The organism is Actinomyces sp., from assembly GCF_030530635.1.
In the GTDB taxonomy this organism is placed as follows: Bacteria; Actinomycetota; Actinomycetes; order Actinomycetales; family Actinomycetaceae; genus Actinomyces.
In genome coordinates this window covers 1-11,387 of sequence record NZ_JAUMUL010000002.1, presented here as the reverse complement: position 1 = coordinate 11,387, position 11,387 = coordinate 1, and the positions used below count along the sequence as shown (strand labels likewise).

The window sequence follows — 11,387 nt, the reverse complement described above, 5'->3', positions numbered from 1 at the left end:
CGGTTGACCTCGGGGACGGCGTTGGTGATGCGCGTGGAGATGCGGGCCAGCACGTCGTAGGGCAGCCGCGTCCAGTCCGCCGTCATCGCGTCCTCACTGCTCACCGGCCGCAGCACCACCGGATGCCCGTAGGTGCGCCCGTCGCCCTGCACACCCACCGACCGCACACCGGCCAGCAGCACCACCGGGCACTGCCAGATCTCCTCATCCAACCCGGCCGCCGTCAGCTCCTCGCGGGCGATGCCGTCCGCGGCCCGCAGGATCCGCAGGTTCTCCGCCGTCACCTCACCAATCACACGAATGCCCAGACCCGGCCCGGGGAAGGGCTGGCGGGCCACGATCCCCTCGGGCACGCCCAACTCCCGCCCGATCGCACGCACCTCGTCCTTGAACAGCGCTCGCAGCGGCTCGATCAGCTCGAAGTCCAGATCCTCGGGCAGCCCGCCCACATTGTGGTGGCTCTTGATGTTGGCGGCGCCCTCCCCGCCGCCGGATTCCACCACGTCCGGGTACAGCGTGCCCTGAACCAGGAACTTGATCTCACCGCCGGCGGCGCCGACCTGCGCGATCACGCGCCGCTGGGCGGCCTCGAAGGAGCGGATGAACTCCCGGCCGATGATCTTGCGCTTGGCCTCGGGCTCGGTGACGCCCGCGAGCGCGGTCAGGAAGCGCTCGGACTCGTCCACGGTGATCACGCGGATGCCCATGCCCCGGGCGTAGTCACGCTCCACCTGCTCGCGCTCGCCGGCGCGCAGCAGGCCGTGGTCGACGAAGATGCAGGTCAGCTGGTCCCCGATGGCCCGGTGCACCAGGGCCGCCGCCACGGAGGAGTCGACGCCGCCGGACAGGCCGCAGATGACGTGGGCATCACCCACCCGCTCGCGGATGCGCTCGACCTGCTCTTCGATGATATTGCCCGGCGTCCAGGTGGCGGGGATGACGGCGCCGTCGTGGAGGAAGTTGGCCAGTGCCCGCTGACCGAACTGCGAGTGCATGACCTCGGGGTGCCACTGCAGCCCGTACAGGCGCCGGGCGGGGTCCTCGAAGGCGGCCACCGGCGTCTGCTCGGTGGAGGCGGTGACGGTGAATCCGGCCGGAGCTGCCTGCACGGCGTCGCCGTGGCTCATCCACACCGCCTGCCGGGCGGGCGTGCCGGCGAACAGGCGGGAGTCGGGGACGACGTCGGCCTCGGTATGCCCGTACTCGCGGGTGCCGGTGCGCCCGACGGTGCCGCCGAGCGCCTGCGCCATCACCTGGAAGCCGTAGCAGATGCCCAGCACCGGCACACCCGCGTCGAACAGGATCGGATCAACCCCGGGGGCGCCGTCGGCGTACACGGAGGCGGGCCCGCCGGACAGGATAATGGCGGCCGGCTGCTTGGCGAGCATGTCCGCCACCGGCATGCTGTGGGGCACGATCTCGGAGTACACGCTCGCCTCACGCACACGGCGGGCGATCAGCTGGGCGTACTGGGCGCCGAAGTCCACCACGAGGACGGGGCCGATCCGGCCCTCCTCTCCGGTGGCACCATGGGGAGATGTCGTCACCGGCACAGGATAGCGGGATCCGCCGGTGCGACGACGGCGGCGTCCGCGGTCGCCGCCCGCCTCCTGTGGGCCCGTTGGCCGCACGCCAGAGACGCCAGCCCCGGCTCACACCAGCAGGTAGGCCGCGGAAAGGACCGTCAGCACCGTGACCAGCGGGTCGAATACCCGATTGTCCATGTGCCCGGCCAGCCGGCGTCCGCCCAGCGCCGCAACCACCACCACCGGCACCAGCGCCAGATCCAGCCACAGCGTGTCCGGGCGGATGATGCCCAAACCGATCGAGAAGGGCAGCTTGACCAGGTTGACGATGAAGTAGAACCAGGCGGTCGTCCCCAGGAAAGTGGCCACTGAGAAGCGGGACGCCAGGAAGTACATGCTGGTGACCGGCCCACCGGCATTGGCGGCCATCGTGGTGAAGCCGGCCAAGGTGCCATAAATGGCACGGCCCGCCCGCCCCTGGATCCGCGGTGGCCGGGGCAGGCGCATGAGCGCCAACGTGATGGCGATCAGGGCGATCAGCAGCACGCCGATGAACCGCTTGGTGACCTCGTCGGAGGCCAGGCGCAGGAACACAGCCCCGAGCACAACGCCGGCCAACACGCCCGGCACGAGCCGTCGCAGCGTACCCCAGTCGGCGTCCCGCCGGTACATGACGATAGCGAGTACGTCGCCCACCAGCAGCAGCACCAGCATGGTGCCGGTGGACTCCTTGGCGGGAAGCACCGTGGCGAACAGGGCAACGGCGAGCGTGGCCGCGCCGGGCAGGGCGGTCTTGGCCACACCGATGGCGGCGGCGGCGATGATGAGGGTGAAACATGTCGCAGTGGACAGCATTGTCAGCACAAATGCATCCTAAGGGATATGTGCCCCGACGGACGGGGCCCATGGTCGCAACCCGGGACGCAGATGCCCGGCGCGCAGCCCCTCCCGGCAGGAAGGCGATTGATGGCGTCCGCTGAACACACCCCGGCGCAATGGCGCCTGCGCATACTGCTCCTCAGCTCCGCACTCGCCTCAGGCGCCGCCTGGGGCGCGATCGGCGTGTCACTGGCGAGCGACGCCGACGCTCGTCCCGCATTGACCGCCCATGGCGGCATCGGCGTCGTTTCACTGCCGACAGTCCTGTTGACGCTGTCTGCCCTGCCGCTGGGATCCCTGATAGGGGCACCCGTCCTCGACTTCGTCTCCCACACCTGCGGGCGCCGTCCGGCGATGCTCGCGGGCTCAGCCCTGACCGTGCTCGGCTGCCTGATCGCCACCGTGGAAGGGCCGCTTCTGCGTACGATCGGGATCGGAGTGGTCGGCCTGGGCATGGGCGGGTATGCGATCGTCGTTCCCAAGCTCGCCCACGAACTGGCCGAGCACGGGCATCGTCGGCTGATGCCGCGAGTGCGTGCCACCGCCCCCGCCGGAGCCGCCCTGGCGGTCCTGGCCGGCGCACTGGGTGCACTGGCGTCCCCGAGTCGGGCAGTGATCTGTGCCTGGACGATCCCTCTGCTCGTAGCGATGACTTCACTGCTGCTCGCACTGAGCCTGCCGGAGACGCCCCACTGGTTTGCGGCCCAGGGCCGGGTCGAGACCGCCTACGCCGCACTGCGCCGCATGGTGGGCGAGCTGGAGGCGGGAGTCGGCATCGATTGGGTGATGATGGACGCCGGGACGCGGGGAGAGCAGCATCCGCTCGGTCGCGGCGACCTGTCAATCTCCCGGGTGCGCCACACGGTGATCGCCGGCCTGCTGTTCGAGCTTGTCCAGGCACTGCCACTGGGGTTGGCGGCACTGTGTCTGGGTCCGGCTCTGCTGGTGCAAGCCGCCGAGGTCACGAGTGGCACCCCGATGGCGGCACCGCCCATCGGCGCCACCGTGGCGCTGGCATCGGCCTGGGTGGCCATTGCCCTGCTCGGCGCCCGGCGGCACGGTGATCGCCTCGCCTACGCCTGGATTCTTGGCGGCACCGGACTGTCCGCCTGCGGCATCACGCTGCTCGCCTTAAGCGGTAGAGCCCACGGAGCCGGTCTGGTGGTTCTGCTCATCGTGGTGAATGCGCTACTGGTGGCCGGACAGTTCACGGCCGTGGTGCCCGCCTGCACCGGCGGAATTGATCCGCTCGTCCCACCGTGGCTGCTGCGCTCGCAACGGCGCGCCACGGCGATGATCCGGCCGTTGGTGCAGCTGGTTGCTGTGATCGGCCCGACGCTACTGCTTGCGCTGGCGCCCCGCCCCGCGGTGGCCCTCGGCGCGGTGCTCGGATGCCAGATGGGCAGTCTGCTAGTGGCGGTGTCGGCGTTGCCGCGGGCCTTAGCGGCTCTGCATTGACGGGCCCCAACCACTCGCGGCCGCGCCGGAGCCTCACGCCGAAGGCAGCAAGAAGCGCCGGCCCGAAGGGGTCGGCGCTCGGTTTCCGGCTCACGCTTACGGGGAGCACGGCACGCTCCCGTCTGCCGGGCTGCGCGGCCCACGTTGCCCGCGCAGCTCAGGAAAGCGTCCTTCGGCGCTTACCGGTGCGCGCGGGCGTCAGGCGGCCGGAATGTTGACGCCACTGCAGACATTCACCAAAGCGGCCATAACGGCGAGCAGGCCGGAGGCGATGAGCAGCGGCGCAGAGGCGAGGGCGACGCCGACGACGGTCATCACCAACAGCACCGCGGCGACGACTAGCATCCCGATCTGGAATGTGAGCAGTTCGTCGGCCTTGACCTCATCCTGGGCCGAGGTGGAGACCTGCGGGGTGGAGACGGCGACGGCGTCGATGACGGGGGTGTCCATTGCGGTTGTCCTTCCGGTTCCAGTGCGGAACCGGTCGGGCGGCCCGCACAGCGGTGTGCCCGACCTGGCGGTCGGCACCGGCCTGGCCGGCCGGCACCCCGAACACTAGAAACCATCCCATCGATTTGTAAATACAAATCACTGATAGGCGCATCACGCTCCCCGCGCCGCTGCGCCATCCGCCCCGCCCCGGCGACATTCCGTCCCCGCCGGCAGGGACCGCAACCTATCCTGGGCCGGTGGGCCACCTCGCCACCCCATTAAGGAGGCGCCGTGTCATTCAACTCCCGTCCGACGTCGACCCACGCCACCCAGCAGGACGTCGCGGATGCGGCCGGAGTCTCCCGCGGCCTGGTCTCATTGGCACTCAAGGGCGAGGGGCGCATGTCTGCACAGACACGCCGCCGCATCCTGGATGCCGCCACCCGGCTCGACTACCACACCAACGCCGCGGCGGCGGAGCTGGCCGCCCGTCACTCCACCCGTCTCGCAGTGGTGGTGCCCTACCTGGACAACCCCTTCTTCGATCTCCTGCTGCGCGCCCTGCGCCGTCGCGCCAAGGAAGCCGGCTACACGCTGGTCGCCCTGGTCTCAGACCTTGCCGACGACCTGGAGAGCTCGACGATCGACGACGTGCTGTCACTGCGTCCTGCCGGGCTCATCCTTCCGGGGACCTCCATGACGTCCGAAGAACTGCAAAACCTGGGGCGCCGAGTCCGCCTGTGCGTGATCGACCGCACCCTGCCCGAGTCGGCCGGAATCGCGACGGTTCGATTGGATGAAATGGACGCCGCACGACTGACCGTTGCGCACCTGACCTCCCACGGATACACCCGCCTGGCCTTCTTGTCTCCGGCCACCCGACTGCGGGAGGCCATCCTGAGTGAGCGGATTGAGCAGTGCCGTTGCGCTGCCGCGAGCGCCGGGATCGACTTCATCGAGGTCGACGCCGACGCCGGCATCAGGTCAGGCATCACACGGGCCATGGACGCCGGGAGGGGGCCACTGGGGCTGATCGCCTACAACGACCTGCTGGCGATCGACGCCGTCGCCGCTGGACTCGGCCTGGGGCTGGGCATCCCCCAGCAGTTGGGCATCTCCTCCTACGACAACACCTCCCTGGCCGAGCGTGCCGAACTGAGCATCACCAGCATCGACCAGCGTCCGCGGATGCTGGCTGCCGGCGCCGTTGAGGCGCTACTGACACCGGGCGACATTTCCGGCTTCCACCGGGTGGTCCCCGCGCGCCTTATCGAGCGCGCCTCCACCGCCCGGAGCCCGGACCCGCTTGTATGACGCTGAGACCAGTGCGTCGGACTCGGCACGCAGAAGCGGAGAGGGGTGCTGCGCCCACACGCCCCCAATCCACCTCTTGACAGGACAAATTAGCGCCGCATACACTGCTCGCACGTCATTGCTGACGCGTGTTATCACAGTGTCCGCCCTGCTCGCTCGCCGCAATACTGACCATGGTGGTCGGTGAAGGAGTCACCAATGAGCACAAAACGCAAAATCGGAGTCGGAGTCATATCCCTGGGCTGGATGGGCCGCCTGCACGCCCGCAGCTACCGCGCCCTGTCCGAGCGCTTCCCCGAGCTGGGCGTCGAGGCCCGCCTCGTCGCCGCCGCCGACCCGATCGACGAGGCCCGCCGGGACGCCGTCGAGAACCTCGGCTTCGAACGCGCCTACGCCGACTACCGCGAGCTGCTGGCCGACCCGGAGGTCGAGGTCGTCTCCATCGCCTCCCCCAACTACCTCCACCAGGAGATCGCCCTGGCCGCCGCGGCGGCCGGCAAGCCCTTCTGGATCGAGAAGCCCATGGGCACCTCAGCCGAGCAGTCGGAGAACATCGCCCGCGCCGCCGAGGCCGCAGGCCTGGTCACCTGCGTCGGCTTCAACTACCGGCACGTGCCGGCGATTGAGTACATGCGTGAACTCATCCGCGCCGGGAAGCTCGGCCGCATCACCAACGCCCGCGTCTGGTTCATCGCCGATTACAACTCCTCACCCCGCAGCCCCCTGACCTGGCGGGCCTCCCGGGAGAAGGCCGGGGCCGGCGTCGTCCCCGACCTGATGAGCCACGGGGCGGACCTGGCCCAGTACCTGATCGGCCGCATCGACTCGGTGACCGCCCTGACCGACACCTTCATCAAGGAGCGCCCGATCCCCACCAAGATGGGCATCGGCCACTCCGGCTTCGAGATCGGCGACGAGGTCGGCCAGGTGGGCAACGAGGATTACGTGTGCATGCTGGTCCGCTTCGACGGCGGCGCCGTAGCCACCATGGAGTCCTCGCGCGTAAGCGTGGGGCCGCGCGCCGAGTACGTGGTGGAGGTCTACGGCACCGAGGGCTCGGCCCGTTGGAACTTCGAACGGCTCAATGAGCTTGAGGTCTGCCTGGGCGTCGACGGCGGCCCCACTCACGGCTACCGCCGCGCCATGGCCGGCCCCGCCTGGGGCGAATGGCACCGCTACCAGCCCGCGATCGGCACGTCGATGGGCTTCGACGACCTGAAGTCCATTGAGGCCGCACAGTTCATCCGCTCCGTCCTGACCGGAGAGCAGCACGCCCCCTCAGCCGCCGACGCCTGGTGCGCAGCCGAGGTCGACGCCGCCGTCGTCGCCTCAGCCGCCGACGGGCAGTGGCACACGGTCACCCGCGTCGAGGGCCGCACCACCTTCGACGCCTGACCCCACCGACCACCAATCACAGTCACAACACATCCGCCTCAACCACATCAAAGGAGATAAGTCATGAGCTTCCGCCTCGACCCCGCCACCGCCATCAACGACCCGCACGGGATCACCTGGGGCATGCACCCCATCGCCTGGCGCAACGACGACATCAAGGAGGTCGGCGCCTTCAACACCTTGGAGGACATGCTCCTGGACCTGGCGGACCTGGGCTACCACGGCACCGAGGTGGCCGGCTGGTTCCCGGCCAAGGAGGTCGCCAAAGAGCGCACCGACGCCCGCGGCATCGCCATCGTCGCCCAGTGGTTCTCCTCCTTCATCGTGCGCGACGGCGTGGACGCCGTCATCCCGGAGTTCACCGCCACCTGCGAGTACCTGCAGTTCCTGGGGGCCACCCGCGTGGTCGTCTCCGAGCAGACCGGCTCCGTGCAGGGCAAGCGCGACGTATGCATCTTCACCGACAAGCCGGTGCTCACCGAGGAGGAGTGGCCGGTGCTGGCCGCGGGTCTGAACCGTCTGGGCGAGATCGCCGAGGAGCACGGACTCACCCTGGTTTACCACCACCACCTGGGCACCGTGGTGCAGACCAAGGCCGAGACCATCAAGCTCATGGAGCTGACAGACCCGGACAAGGTCTCCCTCCTGTTCGACACCGGCCACGCCTTCGTCGGCGACGGCGACGTCATGGGCCTGCTTGAAGCCACCATCGACCGCGTGGCACACGTACACTTCAAGGACGTGCGCCCGGAGAAACTGGAGGAGTCCAAGCGGCTGGAGCGGTCCTTCCTGGATTCCTTCCTGGCCGGCATGTTCACCGTTCCCGGTGACGGCATGATCGACTACACCGAGCCCTACAAGTTCCTGATCGATCACGGCTACCGGGACTGGATCCTGGTGGAGGCCGAGCAGGACCCGGCCATTGCCAACCCGCACGAGTACGGGGCCAAGGCCCGGGCCTATATCGAGTCGACGCTGTTCACTATCTGACCCCGCACTGTTCGGTATTTGACCCCGCTCCTCACCGGGTCCGTGGCCCGTATCACGGGCCACGGTCCCGACACCACCCGCAGGAGTGAGCCCCGGGAAAAGACTTGACCAGCCCAGGCGTATGACCTACGCTACATAAACCCTGTACGAACTTGGCACACACAACTTGGCACGACCAAGGGGATGAATTCTCCATGTCCGCGAGTCCATTATCTCCCCAGCCACTTCGAACCCGGGCCGGCATAATTCTCCCGACGCCGGCGTACTTCACATCCGCCACCCCATCCCCTATGCATGCAGCAGACCCCGCTTCCGGGGCAACCCCCGCGACCTTAGGCGGCGGCCCGCCCACTACGGCACACAGAAGTGCTGCACCAAATGGGTCGACGCCTGGCACCAGTACTGAGACGTTGTCATCATGATTCACGGATTCTTCACCGACGTCTCCCGTTGGAACCGCGACACCACGGACTTCATCAGGAATGACGCCCTCCTCATCGCCTATTGCGCCGCAGTATGGATCGTTCTGGTACGGCTCGCCATGGGGCACCTGCTTGATGCAATGACACATTCCCCGTTGCGCATGGCGGCATTGTGGTGCATGGCAGGATACTCCGCCTGGCTGGCGCTGCCCGTAGTTCAGATCTTCACACCCTGGGAGTCAGTGCGACGCCTGTTGCGCACCGCGATCCATGGCGTCACCATGCTGGCCGGCGCCGGCAGCCTGGGGTTCCTCGGCGGCGTTTGGTCCATAACGCGAGCGCCTGCGCTCGCCCAGGACTACTTCTGGGAGATCACATTCCCCGGAGGCGCCCTCATCCTACTGGGACTCGTTGGACTGGTCTTTACATCTGCCGCTCTGCGGCACAGCCACAACAACATCCCTGTGGATCAACCCGCCTCCGGGGAACGCACAGACTGAAGTCTTCCCGCATCGGCCTCACAGGCTCATATCCACTACCGCACGCCCCTGGATCTGGCGGTTGCGCAGGGCCTCGTAGCCGGCACCCGCCTCCTCAAGCGAGAAGCGACGGGAGACAACATCCCGGTAGTTGATGACGCCGCGGGCGGCCAGGTCGACCACGGCCGGCAGGTCCTGGCGGGTGCGGGCACCATAGGAGCCGAGGATCCGCTGCGAGCGGCGCACGGTGCGGTTGATCTCCACCTCGGCGGTCTGCACGCCGGCACCCAGGCCGATCGGGACCATGCGGCCGCCGTCGGCCAGCACGTCCAGGGCAGTCTTCCAGGTGGCGGGGATGCCGAGCGCCTCGAAGGCGACGTCGACACCCCTACCGCCGGTCAGCTTCAGGACCTCCTCGCGGGCGTCCTGGGTTACGGAGTTGACCACCGCGGTGGCGCCGTAACCGGGCATGGGGGCGAGCTTGTCGTCAGAGACGTCAATGGCGATGACCTGACTGGCACCGAAGGCGCGCGCCACCTGGACGATGTTGGTACCCACCCCACCGGTGGCGACCACGGCGACGGTCTCCCCGAAACGCAGGTCGGCGCCACGGCGCACAGCCCCGTAGCCGGTCATGGCGGCGCAGCCGAGGATGGCGCCTGACACCAGGTCGAGCGCGTCGGGCACGGGGGCCACGGAGGTGGCGGGGATGACCGCATACTCGGCCAGGCCACCCATGGAGTACATGTAGATGGGGTCGCCCTCGAGTGTGGCCAAGCGGGTGGTGCCGTCGTACAGGACACCCTTCAGACGGTTCAGGTCGAAGAAGGGGCCACACAGTTCGTCATGCCCGGAGGCACAGGCCTCGCACTGCCCGCAGGGCATGAGGAAGCCGCCGGCGACGTTCTGGCCTACCGTCAGGCCGGCGTGCTCATTACCGGGGCCGACCTCGACTATGGTGCCGGTGACCTCATGGCCGAGGACCGCCGGAAGCGGGAAGGCGATGGCGCCGCCGATCACATGCAGGTCGGAATGGCACAGGCCGCAGGCGGCGACCTTGATCAGGACCTCTCCGGATTTGGGATGCGGGGTACGGATGGTCTCGATCTCAAGGCCGATCTCGGGGTCGCGCAGCACGGCGGCGCGCATGGTTTCGGGGATGTCGGTGTTCTGGACTGCTTCGTTGCTCGTCATGTGAGTGTCTCTCCTGAGGGGGGCGCGACGATCGCACCCTGGCGCGTGGCCTGGGTGCAGCCTAACACATTCAGCATGATTTGTCCTGACAAACTGTGTCAATCTGCTTCCACCCCGGACGCCGGAGCATCCAGCCGCCACCCATCCCGCCCGCCGGATGGACTAGAGTCCTCCCGTCCATATCCGCGATGACGCCGAAAGGAGGGAGTCCCCATGGCCACCACCGGCCACGACGTCACCCAGTCCGACGTCGCCGCCGCCGCGGGAGTCTCACGCAGCCTCGTCTCCCTCGCACTGAGCGGATCGCCGAAGGTCGCCGATGACACACGTGCGCACATCATGCAAGTAGCCGCGTCTCTCGGCTACCGAATCAATACCGCCGCCTCCGCACTGGCACGCCGGCGTTCCACCACGATTGGCCTGGTACTGCCCAACCTTCGCAACGCCTTCTTCGAGGAGGTCTCCCGTTCACTTGGCGACGCCGCCGCCGCACACGGACTGACGGTGTTCGTCACGGTCGGCGCCGAGGATCAGGACCGGCTGCGGCGGGCTATCGACTCCCTCTTGGGCGTCCGTGTACTCGGTTTGATTCTCGTATCCCCGTGGCTGACCGATGCGCAACTGGTCGCATTGGGCGAGGAGGCCCCCACCTGTCTGATCGGCCGGCGCCCACCCGGCGGCCACGTCGATGCCGTCCACATCAATGAGCGGCACGCCGCCGAGCAGATCGTCTCCCACCTTGACTCGCGGGGGGTCAAGTCCCTGGGGTATGTGGCCCCGCTGGTCGGCGACGACGCCTCCCGCCTCACCCGCGAGGAGTCCCTGACCCAGGCCGCCCACCAAGCCGGCCTCGACCTGGTCACAGAAGAGGCCGGTGCCGACGACGCCGGCGCCGCCATTCGCCGCCTCTTGAATGCCGGCGCCCCCCGGATGGGCCTGATCGCCCACAACGACATGCTTGCCATTGACGCCGTAGCCGTGCTGCGGGAACTCGGTTCCGGCGGCGCCGAACCCGTCCCCCTGGCCTCCTACGACAACACCTATCTGGCCCGACGCAGCGAATTCGCACTCACCAGTCTGAATCAGCCCGATCGGGAAATGGCCGAGGCGGCGGTACGACTCGTTCTCGAGCGCGCCGACTCCCTCACCAGACATCCCGACTCACCGCCTCCCCCACAAGACATCCACACCGAGGGACGGCTGGTAATACGCGCCTCTTCGACGGTTTAGCCACCGCCACCGGCCCCGTTACCTTGTTTGTGGTCGCCGGTGAAGGAGTGCCGGTGGCTGGGCCAGCC

At 68.2% G+C, this 11,387-nt stretch carries 10 protein-coding genes; 6 read left to right on the top strand and 4 right to left on the bottom strand.

From position 1 onward, the window contains the following. Both guaA and Q4A20_RS00790 read right to left on the bottom strand, forming a co-directional pair. A partial coding sequence (guaA, locus tag Q4A20_RS00795; protein ID WP_303119056.1) for a glutamine-hydrolyzing GMP synthase occupies window positions 1-1,547 on the bottom strand: 1,547 nt, incomplete at its 3' end. Window positions 1,548-1,652: 105 nt separating this feature from the next. Beyond that, the gene (locus tag Q4A20_RS00790) at window positions 1,653-2,381 is read right to left on the bottom strand and encodes a sulfite exporter TauE/SafE family protein (RefSeq protein ID WP_303119349.1); all 729 of its coding nucleotides are present in this window, start codon (window positions 2,379-2,381) and stop codon (window positions 1,653-1,655) included. A 111-nt stretch (window positions 2,382-2,492) separates the two neighbouring features. On the opposite strand from Q4A20_RS00790, the gene Q4A20_RS00785 reads away from it, so the two are divergent. After that, complete coding sequence (locus tag Q4A20_RS00785) at window positions 2,493-3,863, top strand: MFS transporter (protein WP_303119054.1); 1,371 nt, start codon at window positions 2,493-2,495, stop codon at window positions 3,861-3,863. Window positions 3,864-4,061: 198 nt separating this feature from the next. On the opposite strand, the gene Q4A20_RS00780 is transcribed toward Q4A20_RS00785, so the two are convergent. Beyond that, the gene (locus tag Q4A20_RS00780; protein ID WP_303119051.1) at window positions 4,062-4,313 is read right to left on the bottom strand and encodes a mandelate racemase; all 252 of its coding nucleotides are present in this window, start codon (window positions 4,311-4,313) and stop codon (window positions 4,062-4,064) included. A 273-nt stretch (window positions 4,314-4,586) separates the two neighbouring features. On the opposite strand from Q4A20_RS00780, the gene Q4A20_RS00775 reads away from it, so the two are divergent. The 4 genes from Q4A20_RS00775 (at window position 4,587) to Q4A20_RS00760 (ending at window position 8,916) form a co-directional block, all read left to right on the top strand. Then, entirely contained in the window at window positions 4,587-5,609 is a 1,023-nt protein-coding gene (locus Q4A20_RS00775) for a LacI family DNA-binding transcriptional regulator (protein WP_303119048.1), read from the top strand. A gap of 198 nt (window positions 5,610-5,807) precedes the next feature. Beyond that, the gene (locus Q4A20_RS00770; protein ID WP_303119045.1) at window positions 5,808-7,004 is read left to right on the top strand and encodes a Gfo/Idh/MocA family protein; all 1,197 of its coding nucleotides are present in this window, start codon (window positions 5,808-5,810) and stop codon (window positions 7,002-7,004) included. 63 nt (window positions 7,005-7,067) lie between these two features. After that, window positions 7,068-7,994 (top strand): myo-inosose-2 dehydratase, encoded by a 927-nt coding sequence (gene iolE / locus Q4A20_RS00765; protein ID WP_303119041.1) that lies wholly within the window; start codon window positions 7,068-7,070, stop codon window positions 7,992-7,994. A 418-nt stretch (window positions 7,995-8,412) separates the two neighbouring features. Further along, the gene (locus tag Q4A20_RS00760) at window positions 8,413-8,916 is read left to right on the top strand and encodes a pre-mRNA-splicing factor (RefSeq protein WP_303119038.1); all 504 of its coding nucleotides are present in this window, start codon (window positions 8,413-8,415) and stop codon (window positions 8,914-8,916) included. Between the two features lie 18 nt (window positions 8,917-8,934). Here Q4A20_RS00760 and Q4A20_RS00755 read toward each other — a convergent pair whose 3' ends face one another. Beyond that, complete coding sequence (locus Q4A20_RS00755; RefSeq protein ID WP_303119035.1) at window positions 8,935-10,089, bottom strand: zinc-binding dehydrogenase; 1,155 nt, start codon at window positions 10,087-10,089, stop codon at window positions 8,935-8,937. A gap of 213 nt (window positions 10,090-10,302) precedes the next feature. On the opposite strand from Q4A20_RS00755, the gene Q4A20_RS00750 reads away from it, so the two are divergent. Continuing rightward, entirely contained in the window at window positions 10,303-11,319 is a 1,017-nt protein-coding gene (locus Q4A20_RS00750; RefSeq protein WP_303119033.1) for a LacI family DNA-binding transcriptional regulator, read from the top strand. Window positions 11,320-11,387 lie beyond the last annotated feature (68 nt).

Bases quoted from the DNA above. Each gene is read 5' to 3' on its own strand.
- Q4A20_RS00790 (WP_303119349.1), bottom strand. From the start codon at position 2,381: ATGCTGTCCACTGCGACATGTTTCACCCTCATCATCGCCGCCGCCGCC.
- Q4A20_RS00785 (WP_303119054.1), top strand. From the start codon at position 2,493: ATGGCGTCCGCTGAACACACCCCGGCGCAATGGCGCCTGCGCATACTG.
- Q4A20_RS00780 (WP_303119051.1), bottom strand. From the start codon at position 4,313: ATGGACACCCCCGTCATCGACGCCGTCGCCGTCTCCACCCCGCAGGTC.
- Q4A20_RS00770 (WP_303119045.1), top strand. From the start codon at position 5,808: ATGAGCACAAAACGCAAAATCGGAGTCGGAGTCATATCCCTGGGCTGG.
- iolE (WP_303119041.1), top strand. From the start codon at position 7,068: ATGAGCTTCCGCCTCGACCCCGCCACCGCCATCAACGACCCGCACGGG.
- Q4A20_RS00760 (WP_303119038.1), top strand. From the start codon at position 8,413: ATGATTCACGGATTCTTCACCGACGTCTCCCGTTGGAACCGCGACACC.
- Q4A20_RS00755 (WP_303119035.1), bottom strand. From the start codon at position 10,089: ATGACGAGCAACGAAGCAGTCCAGAACACCGACATCCCCGAAACCATG.
- Q4A20_RS00750 (WP_303119033.1), top strand. From the start codon at position 10,303: ATGGCCACCACCGGCCACGACGTCACCCAGTCCGACGTCGCCGCCGCC.